The organism is Phyllobacterium sp. RCAM01083 (assembly GCF_055685835.1).
Genome location: NZ_JBVFZN010000005.1, coordinates 3163829 through 3178742 on the forward strand (window position 1 = coordinate 3163829; position 14914 = coordinate 3178742).

Annotated in this window: 14 protein-coding genes; 13 read left to right on the top strand and 1 reads right to left on the bottom strand. The window is 59.6% G+C overall.

The genetic code is table 11. The features are described from left to right. Window positions 1-15 precede the first annotated feature (15 nt). From ACZ25R_RS22355 to ACZ25R_RS22395, 9 genes are all read left to right on the top strand, one after another. Entirely contained in the window at window positions 16-1176 is a 1161-nt protein-coding gene (locus ACZ25R_RS22355; protein ID WP_472462260.1) for an AAA family ATPase, read from the top strand. A gap of 147 nt (window positions 1177-1323) precedes the next feature. Then, window positions 1324-2331, top strand: coding sequence for a taurine ABC transporter substrate-binding protein (gene tauA / locus ACZ25R_RS22360; protein ID WP_472462261.1), 1008 nt, complete (start codon window positions 1324-1326; stop codon window positions 2329-2331). 112 nt (window positions 2332-2443) lie between these two features. After that, complete coding sequence (locus ACZ25R_RS22365; protein WP_472462262.1) at window positions 2444-3217, top strand: taurine ABC transporter ATP-binding protein; 774 nt, start codon at window positions 2444-2446, stop codon at window positions 3215-3217. Next, on the top strand, window positions 3214-4065 hold the full coding sequence (locus tag ACZ25R_RS22370; RefSeq protein ID WP_472462263.1) for an ABC transporter permease subunit: 852 nt from the start codon (window positions 3214-3216) through the stop codon (window positions 4063-4065). The genes ACZ25R_RS22365 and ACZ25R_RS22370 overlap by 4 nt, the downstream gene beginning before the upstream one ends. A 220-nt stretch (window positions 4066-4285) precedes the next feature. Next, a complete protein-coding gene (locus ACZ25R_RS22375) occupies window positions 4286-5242 on the top strand; it encodes an aliphatic sulfonate ABC transporter substrate-binding protein (protein ID WP_472462264.1) in 957 nt (318 codons plus the stop codon). 59 nt (window positions 5243-5301) lie between these two features. After that, window positions 5302-6471, top strand: coding sequence for an FMNH2-dependent alkanesulfonate monooxygenase (ssuD, locus tag ACZ25R_RS22380; RefSeq protein ID WP_472462265.1), 1170 nt, complete (start codon window positions 5302-5304; stop codon window positions 6469-6471). Beyond that, a complete protein-coding gene (locus ACZ25R_RS22385) occupies window positions 6468-7247 on the top strand; it encodes an ABC transporter permease subunit (RefSeq protein ID WP_472462266.1) in 780 nt (259 codons plus the stop codon). Before ssuD ends, ACZ25R_RS22385 begins: the two co-directional genes overlap by 4 nt. A gap of 9 nt (window positions 7248-7256) precedes the next feature. After that, the gene (locus ACZ25R_RS22390; RefSeq protein ID WP_472462267.1) at window positions 7257-8057 is read left to right on the top strand and encodes an ATP-binding cassette domain-containing protein; all 801 of its coding nucleotides are present in this window, start codon (window positions 7257-7259) and stop codon (window positions 8055-8057) included. Between the two features lie 50 nt (window positions 8058-8107). Continuing rightward, complete coding sequence (locus ACZ25R_RS22395; RefSeq protein ID WP_472462268.1) at window positions 8108-9118, top strand: isopenicillin N synthase family dioxygenase; 1011 nt, start codon at window positions 8108-8110, stop codon at window positions 9116-9118. Between the two features lie 107 nt (window positions 9119-9225). Here ACZ25R_RS22395 and fsa read toward each other — a convergent pair whose 3' ends face one another. Further along, the gene (gene fsa / locus ACZ25R_RS22400) at window positions 9226-9879 is read right to left on the bottom strand and encodes a fructose-6-phosphate aldolase (protein WP_346306647.1); all 654 of its coding nucleotides are present in this window, start codon (window positions 9877-9879) and stop codon (window positions 9226-9228) included. Between the two features lie 91 nt (window positions 9880-9970). On the opposite strand from fsa, the gene ACZ25R_RS22405 reads away from it, so the two are divergent. From ACZ25R_RS22405 to atpA, 4 genes are all read left to right on the top strand, one after another. Further along, a complete protein-coding gene (locus ACZ25R_RS22405) occupies window positions 9971-12154 on the top strand; it encodes a primosomal protein N' (protein ID WP_472462269.1) in 2184 nt (727 codons plus the stop codon). 42 nt (window positions 12155-12196) lie between these two features. Further along, the gene (locus tag ACZ25R_RS22410) at window positions 12197-12586 is read left to right on the top strand and encodes an AGROH133_08824 family phage infection protein (RefSeq protein ID WP_223614129.1); all 390 of its coding nucleotides are present in this window, start codon (window positions 12197-12199) and stop codon (window positions 12584-12586) included. Window positions 12587-12819: 233 nt separating this feature from the next. Then, window positions 12820-13380 (top strand): F0F1 ATP synthase subunit delta, encoded by a 561-nt coding sequence (locus ACZ25R_RS22415; protein ID WP_223613798.1) that lies wholly within the window; start codon window positions 12820-12822, stop codon window positions 13378-13380. Further along, window positions 13380-14909, top strand: a complete 1530-nt coding sequence (atpA, locus tag ACZ25R_RS22420; protein ID WP_182548638.1) for a F0F1 ATP synthase subunit alpha — start codon at window positions 13380-13382, stop codon at window positions 14907-14909. Before ACZ25R_RS22415 ends, atpA begins: the two co-directional genes overlap by 1 nt. Window positions 14910-14914 lie beyond the last annotated feature (5 nt).

Sequence of the window (14914 nt, forward strand, 5' to 3'; positions counted from 1 at the left end):
AACGGGGCGGCCCCCATGCGTCTGATTTCCCTCTCGGCGACCGGTTACCGGTCGCTGCAATCGATCCGGCTGGATATCCGCCAGCTTGCCGTGTTCGTCGGCGAGAACGGTGTCGGCAAATCCAACCTTTACCGTGCCATGCAGATGATCAAGGCGGCGGCCGATGGCACGCTTTCCTATGAGATAGCCCGCGAGGGCGGTATGCAATCGGCATTGTGGACCGGCAAACGCAAACCCGGGCCGGTGCGTATGATCTTCAGCGCTTCCTTCGACGATGACGAGGAAGCGATTCGGACCGGGCATGCGGTGCGCACGGGATTTGCGCCGAGTTACAGCATTGAGATCGGATTGCGGCCTCCGGTTGCGGCAGGCTTTGCCTTTGAACCGCAGATCAAGGAAGAAAGTCTGACAATCGATTCCGGCCGCCGCCCGGTCGAAATGATGGACCGCAAGGGCCCCGCGGTGTTTGCCCGCGACGACAGTGGCCGAAGAATTGAGCATCCGGTGCGCCTGCTTGATTCGGAAACCGCATTGGCGGCGCTCGGCAATGCGGGGCGATATCCCGAAATCGGTGATTTGCGCGCCACCATTCTGGGATGGCGATTCTATCACGGCTTCCGGACGGACCGCGATTCGCCGGTCAGGCAGCCTGCTCTCGCAATCACCGCGCCGATGCTGGATGAGGACGGCCGGAATCTGGCTGCCGTTTTCGCCACATTGGTGCACATCCGCGGGGATACCGTTGATCTCGACCATTGCATTGCATCGGCTCTCGGCGGTGCGGTGCTTGATGTGCCTGTTCCCCGTGAAACCGCGACGTTCGGTTTGCAGATGCCGGAATTCCCGCAGCGGATTTTCCGGCCCGAAGAGCTTTCGGACGGGCAGATTCGGTTTCTCGCCTTGGCCGGAGCACTGTTGTCCTATCGCCTGCCCCGGCTTATCGCACTGAACGAGCCGGAGACCAGCCTGCACCCGTCCATGCTTCCCGCCCTGGCTGAAATGATCGCCAATGCAGCGGAACGGACACAGGTTTGGATCGTCACCCATTCACGTATCCTCGCCGACGAGATTGAAGCGCGAACCGGGGCGCGGGCCCTGACGGTGGTGCGCGACCATGGTGCTACGACCATCAAGGGCGTGCGCGTGTCGGGCAGCTATGCCGACGATGACGATTGAGCATCGTTCACCCCGGATTCTCCGCGAATGCGCCGCCGGGGAAATAATTTTCTCTGTGGGATGGAAACTTGGCAGATCGTAACTCTACAATTCAGGTAGAGATGACCAGAGTTGGAACAGGATTGTTTCAACAGGTCAGGATCACCGATGTTCACCCGCCGTCATTTCCTTGCTGCGACCACTGTTCTTTTCAGTCTCGGAGCGTTTGCTTCCGCTCAGGCGGAGGATCTGAAGATCACCATCGGTTATCAGACTGTGGTCGAACCATCCAAGGTCCCGCAGGCCGATGGTGCCTATGAAAAAGCTGCATCCGCTAAAATCGACTGGCGGAAGTTTGATTCCGGTGCGGATGTCATAGCCGCTGTTGCTTCCGGCTCAGTTGACATCGGTTATGTCGGATCCAGTCCGCTGGCGGCTGCCGCCAGCCGCGAGTTGCCGATCCAGACCATTCTCGTTGTTGGTCTCATCGGCGAATCGGAAGCGCTGGTCGCCCGCAATGGCTCCAATGTCAGCAAGATTGCCGATCTGGCCGGCAAGAAAGTGGCTGTACCCTTCGTTTCAACGACACATTACAGTCTGCTTGCCGCATTGAAGCATGAAGGCGTCGATTCAAAGTCGGTCAATGTCCTCAACCTGCGTCCGCCGGAAATCGCCGCGGCATGGGAGCGCGGTGATATTGATGCGGCCTATGTGTGGGATCCGGCGCTTGGCCAGATCAGGACCAGCGGCAAAATCATCGTGGATTCATCCAAAGTTGCCGAATGGGGTGCGCCGACATTCGATGCCTGGATCGTCCGTACAGAATTTGCCGAAAGACACCCGGATGCCGTGCGTGATTTCGTCAAGGTGACCGGGGGGGCCTATGCCGACTATCTGGCGAAGCCGGAAGCATGGTCAGTGACATCGCCGCAGGCCGAGAAGATCAGCCGTCTGACGGGGGCAAAAGCTGACGACGTGCCGCTTCTGTTGAAGGGCTATGTTTTCCCGACCCTGACGGAACAGGCATCCTCCAGGTTCCTTGGCGGCGATACGGTGAAGGCCATTGCCGCTACGTCTGAATTCCTGAAAGAGCAGGGGAAGATTGACGCTGTCCTTCCCGATTACTCCAAATATGCAACGGCAAAATTCGTGGAGGCGGCGCTCGCATCGAACTGAGTTCAAAACCTCGTAACGCGGGGGTGTTCATGTGTTCTTTCCGGTCTTCGGGGTTCCCTCTCCCCTAGAGACCGGGAAGGCCGTGAACGCCGCCGTTCAACCGGTAGACCCCATGGCACATCTCTTTCTCGATCATGTCTCCGTGCACTATGACGGTCAGGCGCAGCCTGCTGTCACGCAGGCAAGCATTTCCGTCCAATCAGGCGATTTCGTCGTCCTGGTTGGACGGTCGGGTTGCGGCAAGACCACCTTGCTCAATGTTGCGGCCGGATTGGTGCCGCCGACCAGAGGAATGGTGACCGTGGATGGGAGGACCATCACGGCGCCCGGTGCCGATCGCGCCGTTGTCTTCCAGAATGACGCGCTGTTTCCCTGGTTGAGCGTGCGGGACAATGTCAGCTTCGCCCTGAAACTGCGCGGTCTGCCTCAACAGGAGAGGGATGCCGCTGCAACGCGTCTGCTCGAACGGGTCAAGCTCGATGGTATCGGCGGCAAGGCGATCTGGGAATTGTCAGGGGGGATGCGCCAGCGGGTCGGCCTTGCCCGCGCGCTGGCGGCAGAACCGGATTTTCTGCTAATGGACGAGCCGCTGGGTGCGCTTGATGCGTTGACGCGAGAACGCATGCAGACTTTACTTCTCGATATCTGGGCCGCCAACTCGGTCGGCGTTCTGATGGTGACCCACGGTATTGACGAGGCGCTGCTGCTGGCAACGCGGATCGTGGTGCTTGCCCCTGGTCCCGGCCGGGTTGTCAGGGAGATTGAGGCTGGTTTCGGCTGCCGCTATGTCGGCGGCGAACCTGTCCGGTCTATCAAGGCAGACCGGGCATTCAATCAAGCGCGTGCCGAGCTCGAAGATTCCATTTTCGAAGGAGAGGCGGCATGACGCTCTCCATTGAAATCGGCCGGGATATTCCTGTTGAAAGCGCCACGGAGCGACCTGACGGCAAAAGGGCAAAGCCTTCGGCGAAAAGGACGGCCCGCATTGCCAGCGCGGCAACCATTGCCGGCCTGGTGCTTGTCTGGATTGTCGCGGCGTATTTCAAACTGGTTTCTCCGGTTTTTCTGCCTGCGCCCTCGGCGGTGCTGTGGAAGTTCTATTCCGTCGCAACCAATGGCTTTGTCGACGCCACGCTGTGGCAGCACCTGCTTGCAAGCCTGCTGCGGGTGTTCGCGGCCCTGCTGCTTGCACTGATAGTCGCTGTTCCCGCCGGCATCGCCATCGGTGTCAGCGCCATCGGGCGCGGTATTTTCGATCCCATTATCGAATTCATCAGACCCATTCCGCCACTGGCCTATCTGCCGCTGGTCATCATCTGGTTCGGTATAGGTGAGCCGTCAAAAATTCTGGTGATTGCCATTGCCATGCTGGCACCGATTGCCATTTCCACCGCCGCCGGTGTCAAAGGCGCTTCGCTTGACCGGGTCAATGCGGCGCGCGCCCTCGGTGCCACGCGGTCGCAGGTCGTCCGCCACGTGATCTTGCCAAGCGCACTGCCCTCCATCCTGACCGGATTGCGCATTGCGCTTGGGGCGGGATGGTCGACGCTGGTTGCAGCGGAACTGGTGGCTGCCACGCGCGGTCTCGGCTTCATGATCCAGTCTGCCGCACAATTCCTGGTAACGGATGTTGTCATCATGGGCATTTTCGTTATCGCCATCGTCGCTTTCATTCTGGAAATCGGGATCAGGCGGCTGGAACGTTTGATGGTGCCCTGGGCTGGCCGGGAATAGATAACTCCCGCCGGCGGAAAGGTGTTGCGGGAAACCGCTTGGCCTTTGCTTCGGCTTGCGCGAGGCCGAGAAAACCAATCCGCATGCGGCTGATTATACGAAATATATTTTCTCTATAGAAATAGTCGAGTTAATTAGCATTGGGGCCATTCCTGATCACGGGAGGGCCCTTGGTATAATCCTGACGACGCTCTCCCAAACCAAAGAATTGCGAGAGCCCATGCCCAACCTGACGCGCAGACTATTCGGTGCCCTTGTCCTTGCAGCAACGGCCATCGCGGCAACAGCATCCCATGCCGCCGAACCGCTGCAGGAGTACAAGATCGGCTTCCAGAAGACGAGCCTGCCGGTCATTGCCCAGCAACAGAAGGTGATTGAAAAAGTTCTGGAGCCCAAAGGTATCAAGGTCAAATGGGTCGAGTTTACCGCTGGCCCGCCCTTGGTCGAGGCGCTGAATGTTGGCAGCATCAATGTCGGATGGGTCGGCGATGCCCCGCCGATCTTCGGGCAGTCCGCGGGCTCGGCCATTGTCTATGTCGCTGCCCTGCCATCCAATGGCAAAGGCGAAGCGATCTTCGTCAAGCCGGCTTCCCCGATCCAGTCCCTGGCCGATCTGAAAGGCAAGAAGGTCGGCGTCGGCAAGGGAACCAGCGCGCACAATCTGCTGGTGGCTGCGCTTGAGAAAGCACACATCAGCTATGACGAGATTACCCCGGTTTATTTGAGCCCTGCGGATGCAGCAGCGGCCTTTGCCAGTGACAAGATCGATGCCTGGGCAGTCTGGGATCCGTTCTTTGCCATTGCCGAGACGCGCTATCAGCCGCGCATCCTCGCACGCTCCAGCGACGTGCTCGACGTTAGCACCTATTTTCTGGCCAACCGCGACTTTGCAGCGGCGCATCCCGATGTCGTGACCACAACCGTTGCCGCCCTGAAGGAAGCTGCTGCATGGGCCGAGGCGAACAAGGACAAGGTGGCAGCGGCACTGCATGAGGTCACCGGCGTTCCGCTCGAAGCCCAAACCATCGCCGCAAACCGGTCGGTGTTCGGCATCTTCCCGATCACGCCTGAGATCATCGCGCATCAGCAGGAAACAGCCGACCGCTTCTTCAAGCTGAAGCTGATCCCCAAAGCCATCAAGATTTCCGATGCCGTCTGGGCGGCCCCCGGTAACTGAACGGAACAACAGGGGATGCGGAAACCGCCCCGTACCATGGAAAGAACTGGAACCACGCCATGACGCAGCCAGCAAATACCACACCAGCCCCGCTTGATTTCTTCTGGTTCATTCCCACCCATGGGGACGGGACCTATCTCGGTTCGGAAACGCAGCAACGGCCACCCGAATTTGCCTATTTCAAGGAGATCGCCCAGGCCGTGGACCGGCTGGGTTTCCCCGGCGTGCTGCTGCCGACGGGGCAAAGTTGCGAGGATTCATGGATTACCGCGACGGGTCTTGCCGCCCATACGGAGCGGTTGAAATTCCTGGTCGCGTTGCGTCCCGGTATTGTTTCGCCTGTTTTTGCCGCCCGGCAGACCGCGGCGCTTGACCGGCTGAGCAATGGCCGGCTGTTGCTCAACGTGGTTGTCGGCGGCAATCCGACAGAACTCGCGGGTGATGGTGTCTTCCTGCCGCATGATCAGCGCTACGAACAGGCGGCAGAATTTCTGAAAATCTGGCAGGGCCTGGTGACCGGGGAGACCGTCGATTTTGAAGGCAGGCATTACCGCGTTCAGGGCGGGCGGCTCGATCTGCTGCCGGTGCAGACGCCGCCTCCGCTTTACTTCGGCGGCTCGTCCGACGCCGGTCAGGATCTCGCTGCCGAGCAGGTGGACATGTATCTCACCTGGGGTGAGCCCGTGGCGCAGGTCGCAGAAAAGATCGAGCGGGCGCGCAGGAAGGCAGCGCTCAAGGGCCGCACGCTGAGGTTCGGCATAAGGCTGCATTTCATCGTGCGCGAAACCGAGGACGAGGCCTGGGCGGCGGCGGACAGGCTGATCAGCCGCGTCACTGATGCGCAGATCGAGATCGCGCAACAGCGCTTCCTTAAGGAAATGGATTCCGTCGGCCAGCGCCGCATGGCGGAGCTGCACGGCGGACGTCGTGACAGACTGCTTGTCGGCCCCAATCTGTGGGCGGGCGTGGGATTGGTTCGCGGCGGGGCTGGCACCGCCCTTGTCGGCAGTCCCGAAAGCATTGCCGCACGCATCCGCGAATATCAGGACGTGGGTATCGATACGGTGATCGGCTCCGGTTATCCGCATCTTGAAGAAGCCTACCGCGTTGCCGAATTGCTGTTTCCGCAGTTGGGACTGGGCGGACGGAAGAATACGCTCCGCCAGGAGATCGCCAACGAGTTTGCTGTTGGTTTCCACGGCGCCAAACGGCTGCAGGCGGCCTCATGAGCAGGGCGCTTCAGTCCATTGGCCGCAGCGCCGTAGGCTGGCTTCTTCCGGCCCTTCTGCTTGTCGGGTGGGAAATTGCATCGCGTGCCGGTGTCATCTCGGCCAATGTCCTGCCGGCGCCTTCAGCCGTGGGCGCCGCCTTCTGGAAGCTGCTTCTGTCAGGTGAACTGCTGGAAAATATCCGCATATCGACGCTGCGCGCCTTGAGTGGCTTCGTTGTGGGCGGCGCCATCGGTTTCGGTCTTGGTCTTGCCAATGGCCTCTCCGCGCTCAGCCGCGGGCTCACCGATACCACCATCCAGATGATCCGCAATATTCCGCATCTGGCCGTCATTCCGCTGGTGATTTTGTGGTTCGGCATCGACGAGGAAGCAAAACTGTTTCTGGTCGCGCTTGGCGTTTTCTTTCCGATCTATATCAACACGCTCCTTGGCATTCAGGGCGTCGACCCGCAACTGGTTGAAATGGGCCGCATTTACGGCATGTCCCGTTCGCAGCTGTTCATGCGGGTTATCCTGCCGGGCGCCCTGCCGTCGATTTTCGTCGGGCTGCGCTATGCGCTGGGGATCATGTGGCTGACACTGATCGTGGCCGAGACGATATCCGCATCCTCCGGCCTCGGCTATATGGCCATGCAGGCGCGGGAATTTCTGCTGATCGATGTGGTTGTCCTGTCGATCCTGATCTATGCGCTCCTCGGAAAACTCGCCGATGCCCTGGCGCGTTCCCTCGAGCGGCTTTCCCTGCAATGGCACCCGGCCTTTCAAAACGCGTGAGGAACGACGATGACCGCAGCAACCATCACCGCCCGCCAATCCTTTGTTGAAACCACGGCCCGCGCCACCGTAACGGCACGCAAGATCGCCTTCTCGTTCCGTAACGTTACCAAACGCTTCGGTGACAAGACCGTGCTGCAGGGCATCGATCTTGACGTGCATGACGGCCAGTTCGTTGCCGTTATCGGCAAAAGCGGCTGCGGAAAGAGCACATTGCTGCGGTTGCTGGCCGGGCTCGACAAGCCGACATCCGGCGCGCTGGTTCATGCCGATGAAACGAAGGATCAGAAGCGCACGCGCATCATGTTCCAGGAGCCGCGGCTGCTGCCGTGGGCGCGGGTTGGTGCCAATGTGGATGTCGGGTTGACGGGCATTGCCCGCGGCTCGGAGGTTCGGCAGAAAAGCCTCGATATTCTTGCGGAAGTGGGACTTGCCGATCGCAGCGAAGAATGGCCCTCTGTGCTGTCGGGCGGTCAGCGCCAGCGCGTGGCCCTGGCACGTGCATTGGTTGGCCACCCCCGCATTCTGGCTCTGGACGAGCCGCTCGGTGCGCTGGATGCCCTGACCCGCATTGAAATGCAGCAATTGCTTGAACGCATCTGGCTCAGCAAGAAATTCACGGCGGTGCTGGTGACGCACGATGTGGCGGAAGCCGTTGCGCTGGCGGATCGTGTCGTCGTCATCGATAGCGGCCGGATCGCCCTTGATCTGGCCATTCCGGTGGAGCGGCCGCGGCGGCATGCCTCGCCGGAACTCGCTTTTTTCGAGCGTCAGATTCTGGACCAGCTTTACATGCAAAGAACATCTTGAAGTTGAATGCATCGGGATAGACAATCGGATTGCATGCGGAGACCGGAACGATGAGCGCCCTACCCAAAACGGACACCTTGCCAACACTCGATTTCGGGCGTTATCGCGATCCCGAGGAACGGGAAGCCTTCTTCGAGGACTTGCGCCATGCAGCACGAACCTATGGCTTTTTCTATCTGAGCGGCCATGGCGTCGCCGAACAGCTGCAAAGGGATATCGTTGCTGTTTCCAAGCGGTTCTTTGCCTTGCCGGAGAAGGACAAGATTGCCGTGGAAATGGTCAATTCCCCGCATTTTCGCGGATATACCCGTGCCGGCTGGGAACGGACCAAAGGACAGGCGGACTGGCGCGAACAGTTTGACGTGGGCGCGGAGCGGGCCGTTATCCGGCAGGATCCGACAACACCTTCGTGGTCGCGGCTGCAAGGCCCCAATCAATGGCCGGATAGCCTGCCCGGTCTTAAATCCATCGTGCTGGAATGGCAGAGCGAACTGACGCGGGTTGCTATCGAATTGCTGCAGGCCTTTGCAACGGCACTTGGGCAGGAAAAGGATGTTTTCGGGCCGATCTACGAAAAGGCGCCCAACCAGCACCTGAAAATCATCCGCTATCCCGGCCGCGATGCAACCGGCAGCGATCAAGGTGTTGGCGCGCACAAGGACAGCGGGTTTCTGACCCTGCTGCTGCAGGATGTGCAGGGCGGCCTGCAGGTGGAAAAGGATGGCGGCTGGATTGATGCCACACCGGTTCCCGGGACGTTCGTCATCAATATCGGTGAAATCCTGGAACTGGCATCGAATGGCTATCTCAAGGCGACCGTGCACCGCGTCGTCTCACCGCCGTCGGGCAAGGACAGGCTGTCGGTGGCGTTCTTCTTCGGCGCTGATCTCAACGCCAATGTGCCATTGCTGACACTGCCGGACGATCTGGCGCGGGAGGCGGGCGGTGCCGATACGGACCCGGACAATCCGCTGTTCCGGGAAGTCGGGCGCAATTATCTCAAGGGACGCCTGCGCTCGCATCCCGATGTCGCGCAGCGCCATCACGCCGATCTGCTGTAGTCCCGCAGTACAGGCGGGAAGGACAGGATTTCCCAGCCTTCGCCAAATCAAAACGCCCGCCGGTTCAGCACCGGCGGGCGTTCCGTTTTGAAAGCTATCTGCCTTGATCAGGCGATCTTCTGACCGGTCTTGGCCCAGTCGGCGAGGAAGGTCTCGAGACCCTTGTCGGTTAGCGGATGCTTGACCAGCGCCTTCAGCGTTGCCGGCGGGATGGTGGCAACGTCGGCACCGATCAGTGCGGCTTCCTTGACATGGTTGATCGTGCGGATCGAAGCCGCCAGGATTTCCGTCTTGTAGTCGTAGTTGTCATAGATCGTGCGGATTTCGGCGATCAGGTCCATGCCGTTGATGCCGATGTCATCAATGCGGCCGATGAACGGCGAGATGAATGTTGCACCGGCCTTTGCGGCAAGCAGCGCCTGGGTGGCGGAGAAGCACAGCGTGACGTTGACCATATGGCCATCGGAGGTGAGCGCCTTGCAAGCCTTCAAACCATCGAGTGTCAGCGGAACCTTGATGCAGATATTGTTGGCGATCTTGGACAGAACCGCCGCTTCCTTCATCATCTGCTCATATTCGACAGCGGCAACCTCTGCGGAAACCGGGCCATCGACGATGCTGCAGATTTCTTTGGTGACGTCGAGGATACTGCGACCGGATTTGAGGATCAGCGACGGGTTGGTGGTCACGCCGTCGAGCAATCCGAGATCATTCAGTTCGCGGATATCCTTCACATCGGCAGTATCGACAAAAAATTTCATTGGAGCAGTCCTCCTTAAATGGGGCTAAAGGGATGGTGTCCCGGAAAAGTGGCTTTTCTTTAACTGAAAGCCGCGCCAAGGTCACGAGGTTATGAAGCAAGATTCGCCTTCCGCGCAAAAAATTGTTCCGGTGCTCGTGCCTTTGCCGGCGGCGAAACCTTACAGCTATTCCGTGCCTGATGGAATGGATGTGAAAGCCGGCTCAATTGTTCGCGTTCCCCTTGGTCCGCGCGAGGTTGCAGGCATTGTAACGGAGGGCGCGACCGATTCGGTCGATGCGAAAAAGCTCCGGCCGATCTCGGAGCTTTTCGATTGTCCTCCGGTCGATGATGGCATGATGCGCTTCATGCGCTGGGCCGCCGATTATACGATCTCGCCGCCGGGCATGGTGGCCCGGATGATCCTGCGCGTGCCTGCGGCCTTCGATCCCGAGCCGCCGGTGCCGGGGTTGCGTTTTTCCGGCCAACAGCCTGAACGGATGACCGGTGCACGCTCGCGTGTGCTTGAACTGGCCGGGGATGGTCTTGCCTGGACGCGCACTGGCCTTGCCCACGCGGCCGGGGTTTCCGCAACGGTAATCGACGGGCTTTCGGCGCAGGGCGTGTTTGAGGATGTCATGATCCCGGCGCGTCCCGTCGTTGCGCCGCCCGATCCGGATTATGCGCCCGCCGAACTCTCCGGTGATCAGGCCGATGCCGCAAGGCAGCTGGTGGACGCGGTTTCGGCGCGCGGGTTCTCCGTGTCCCTGCTGGATGGCGTGACGGGTTCCGGCAAGACGGAAGTTTACTTCGAAGCGGTGGCAAAAGCGATCGAGCAGGGAAAGCAGGTGCTGATTCTTTTGCCCGAAATCGCCCTGACACAGCAGTTTCTCGAGCGTTTCCACAATCGATTCGGCTCAAAGCCGGCGGAATGGCATTCCGATCTCGCCCCGAAGACGCGTGAGCGGGTCTGGCGCCAGGTGATGGAAGGACAGGTGCGAGTTGTCGCGGGCGCGCGCTCGGCGCTGTTCCTGCCCTTCCAGGATCTGGGTCTTATTATTGTCGATGAAGAACATGATCCTGCCTACAAACAGGAGGACCGCGTTTTCTACAATGCCCGCGACATGGCGGTGGTTCGCGGCCATATCGGCAGCTTTCCCGTCATCCTGGCTTCCGCCACACCATCCGTCGAGAGCCAGGTCAATGCGCTGCAGGGGCGCTATACCCGCATCCGCCTGACCGGGCGTTACGCCGAAGCGGCAATGCCGGACCTGAAAGCCATCGACATGCGCCGCTCGCCGCCGCGTCCCGGTGGCTTCCTGTCCCCTGCGCTGGTCGAGGCAATGAACCAGACGTTGCAGCGCAAGGAACAGTCGCTGCTGTTTCTCAACCGCCGTGGCTATGCGCCCCTGACCCTGTGCCGGGTGTGCGGTCATCGTTTTCAATGCCCCTGCTGTTCCAGCTGGCTGGTCGAGCATCGGTTTCGCGGCCAGCTTGTCTGCCATCAATGCGGCCATCACGAAGCGCGGCCGGAAGCCTGTCCCTCCTGCGGCACGCTGGATCACCTCGTTGCCTGCGGGCCGGGTGTCGAACGGATTGCCGAGGAGGCGGAAACAACCTTTCCTGATGCGCGGATCATTGTCCTGTCGTCGGATCTGATGGGCGTGAAGCGGCTGCGCCTCGAACTGGATGCCATTGCACGCGGCGAGGCGGATATTGTCATCGGTACGCAGCTCGTCGCCAAAGGGCACAACTTTCCCAATATGACGCTGGTGGGTGTTGTCGATGCGGATCTGGGCCTTGCCAATGGCGACCCGCGGGCGGCGGAGCGGACATTCCAGCTTTTGAGCCAGGTGACGGGCCGTGCCGGGCGTACCGGCAAGAAAAGCCTGGGATTGCTGCAAACCTACCAGCCGGATCATCCGGTCATGCGTGCCATTGTCTCCGGCGATGCGGAGGCATTCTATGCGCGCGAAATCGAGGAGCGGGAACGGTCCGGCCTGCCGCCCTATGGCAGGCTTGGCGCGCTTATCATTTCAGCGGGAACGCGGGCGGAAGCGGAAAACCATGCACGCGCGCTACGCCGTGCGGCACCGCACTCGCCCGAGATCAGTGTTCTGGGGCCTGCCGAAGCGCCGCTTGCCCTTATCCGCGGGCGGCATCGTTTCCGGCTGCTGATTCACGGAACGCGCAAGGCTGATATCCAGAACTTCATTCGCGCCATTCTGAGTGCCGGACCAAAAGAGCGTGGATCAGTGCGCGTGCAGATTGATATCGACCCGCAAAGCTTTCTATAAGCAAACAGCGGAAATGGTTAACGCAGCGGGGACGCGGAAATGATGGAATTGTATTGGCCAGCCAGTCAGGGCGAATGGATCGCCTGGAGTTCTGCCGCCGTTACGGTTGTCTTCGGCCTGATCCTGTTCTTTGCGCCGCGCATTGCATTCAGGATTCTGCGCTTGCAACCTGTTCCGGCGCATCCCGAAGCGCTGTCCGAGGCGCGTGCGACAATGGCCGGCTTTTATCTGGGGCTTGGACTTTGCGCCCTTGTCTTTGCACAGCCTTTCCTCTGGATCGCGCTCGGTGTCTCCTGGGGATTCACGGTTTTCGGCCGGCTGATCTCGATGATGTCGGACCGCGGCAACACGCTTTACAACTGGATTTCCGTTCTGATCGAACTGGCGCTGGCAGCCGGCCCATTGCTGTTCGCCTTCGGCTTTATCGCCTAGATATAGTTGAGTAGGTCATTCATAAAATTGCTGCTGCGGCAATTCTGACGCCAGTTTTCGCGGATTCGCGTGTTGCGACTCCTGCTTCTCTATGCTAGACGGCATTCAAATCTCGTCGGGGGCAGTTTCAGGGTTGTTTCCAAGGCGATAAAAAATCAATAATGCCAAAGATTTGACCGAAAATTCCTTTTGGTTTCCCGATTTTTGGCTTCAACGCAGAGAGCTTGTCGTTCGTGGCAGAAACTTCGTCGCTCATATCCGGTGTTGCCCAGCGTTATGCGGGTTCGCTGTTCGACCTCGCGCTGGAAGCAAAATCAGTCGCTGATGTGGAAAAGAATCTGGGCCAGTTTGAGGCGCTCGTCAATGGCAGCGCCGATTTGAGGCGTCTCATTCAGAGCCCTGTTTTCTCCGCGGAAGATCAGGTCAAGGCCATCTCGGCGATTCTCGCCAAAGCCAAGATCGGCGGCCTCGTTGCCAACTTCCTGCGCGTCGTGGCGACGAACCGCCGGCTGTTTGCGGTGCCTTCCATGATCCAGGCTTTCCGCAACATCGCTGCGGAGAATCGCGGCGAGGTTTCGGCCGATGTTACTTCTGCGCATGCCCTGACGGCAGCGCAGCAAACTGAATTGAAGGCCACGCTGAAAAGCGTCGCCGGCAAGGACGTGACAATCAATGTCACTGTTGATCCGTCGATCCTTGGTGGTCTCATCGTCAAGTTGGGGTCCCGCCAGATCGACACTTCACTTCGCACAAAACTTTCTTCGCTTAAGCTTGCACTGAAAGAGGTCGGCTGATGGACATCCGCGCCGCGGAAATTTCCGCAATCCTGAAAGAGCAAATCAAGAATTTCGGCAAGGAGGCAGAAGTCTCCGAAGTCGGTCAGGTTCTGTCCGTCGGTGACGGTATTGCTCGTGTATACGGTCTGGACAATGTTCAGGCTGGTGAAATGGTCGAGTTCCCGGACGGTACCCGTGGCATGGCCCTGAACCTTGAAAGCGACAACGTTGGTGTTGTTATTTTCGGTTCGGACCGTGACATCAAGGAAGGTGACATCGTCAAGCGCACAGGCGCTATCGTTGACGTTCCCGTCGGCAAGGAATTGCTTGGCCGCGTCGTTGACGCTCTGGGTAATCCGATTGACGGCAAAGGCCCGATCAAAGCGAAGCAGCGTTCGCGCGTTGACGTCAAGGCGCCCGGCATCATCCCGCGCAAGTCGGTGCATGAGCCGATGTCGACAGGCCTCAAGGCCATCGATGCCCTGATCCCAGTCGGCCGCGGCCAGCGCGAGCTGGTCATTGGCGATCGTCAGACCGGCAAGACAGCGATCATTCTCGATACGTTCCTCAACCAGAAGCCGGCGCACGATGCCGGTAACGAGAGCGAGCGTCTGTATTGCGTTTATGTGGCTATCGGCCAGAAGCGTTCCACCGTTGCCCAGTTCGTCAAGATCCTTGAAGAACGCGGCGCGCTCGAATACTCGATCGTTGTGGCTGCAACCGCTTCCGACCCGGCGCCCATGCAGTATCTCGCACCGTTTGCCGGCTGCGCGATGGGCGAATACTTCCGCGACAATGGCATGCATGCACTGATCGGCTATGACGATCTGTCGAAGCAGGCCGTGGCTTACCGCCAGATGTCGCTGCTGCTGCGCCGCCCGCCAGGCCGTGAAGCCTATCCTGGTGACGTTTTCTACCTGCATTCCCGCCTTCTCGAGCGTTCGGCGAAGCTGAACGACGAAAACGGTGCCGGTTCGCTGACTGCTTTGCCGGTTATCGAAACGCAGGCAAACGACGTTTCCGCCTATATTCCGACCAACGTGATCTCGATCACCGACGGTCAGATCTTCCTGGAAACGAACCTGTTCTATCAGGGTATCCGTCCTGCCGTTAACGTCGGTCTGTCGGTGTCCCGCGTCGGTTCCGCCGCGCAGATCAAGGCGATGAAGCAGGTTGCCGGTTCGATCAAGGGCGAGCTGTCGCAGTATCGTGAAATGGCTGCCTTCGCGCAGTTCGGTTCCGATCTCGATGCGTCGACCCAGCGTCTCCTCAACCGTGGTGCACGCCTTACTGAACTTCTGAAGCAGCCGCAGTTCTCGCCGCTGAAGACCGAAGAGCAGGTTGCGGTGATTTTCGCCGGTGTGAACGGCTATCTCGACAAGCTGGCCGTCAATCAGGTCAGCAAGTTCGAGCAGGGCCTGCTCACATGGCTGCGCACCGAGAACAAGGATGTTCTCGATGCAATCGCCAAGGAAAAGCAGCTGAGCGACGACATCAAGGGCAAGCTGAAGGCTGCAGTTGACGCCTTCGCCAAGTCTTTCGCGTAACCACT

Bases quoted from the DNA above. Each gene is read 5' to 3' on its own strand.
- ACZ25R_RS22355 (WP_472462260.1), top strand. From the start codon at position 16: ATGCGTCTGATTTCCCTCTCGGCGACCGGTTACCGGTCGCTGCAATCG.
- tauA (WP_472462261.1), top strand. From the start codon at position 1,324: ATGTTCACCCGCCGTCATTTCCTTGCTGCGACCACTGTTCTTTTCAGT.
- ACZ25R_RS22365 (WP_472462262.1), top strand. From the start codon at position 2,444: ATGGCACATCTCTTTCTCGATCATGTCTCCGTGCACTATGACGGTCAG.
- ACZ25R_RS22370 (WP_472462263.1), top strand. From the start codon at position 3,214: ATGACGCTCTCCATTGAAATCGGCCGGGATATTCCTGTTGAAAGCGCC.
- ACZ25R_RS22375 (WP_472462264.1), top strand. From the start codon at position 4,286: ATGCCCAACCTGACGCGCAGACTATTCGGTGCCCTTGTCCTTGCAGCA.
- ssuD (WP_472462265.1), top strand. From the start codon at position 5,302: ATGACGCAGCCAGCAAATACCACACCAGCCCCGCTTGATTTCTTCTGG.
- ACZ25R_RS22385 (WP_472462266.1), top strand. From the start codon at position 6,468: ATGAGCAGGGCGCTTCAGTCCATTGGCCGCAGCGCCGTAGGCTGGCTT.
- ACZ25R_RS22390 (WP_472462267.1), top strand. From the start codon at position 7,257: ATGACCGCAGCAACCATCACCGCCCGCCAATCCTTTGTTGAAACCACG.
- ACZ25R_RS22395 (WP_472462268.1), top strand. From the start codon at position 8,108: ATGAGCGCCCTACCCAAAACGGACACCTTGCCAACACTCGATTTCGGG.
- fsa (WP_346306647.1), bottom strand. From the start codon at position 9,879: ATGAAATTTTTTGTCGATACTGCCGATGTGAAGGATATCCGCGAACTG.
- ACZ25R_RS22405 (WP_472462269.1), top strand. From the start codon at position 9,971: ATGAAGCAAGATTCGCCTTCCGCGCAAAAAATTGTTCCGGTGCTCGTG.
- ACZ25R_RS22410 (WP_223614129.1), top strand. From the start codon at position 12,197: ATGGAATTGTATTGGCCAGCCAGTCAGGGCGAATGGATCGCCTGGAGT.
- atpA (WP_182548638.1), top strand. From the start codon at position 13,380: ATGGACATCCGCGCCGCGGAAATTTCCGCAATCCTGAAAGAGCAAATC.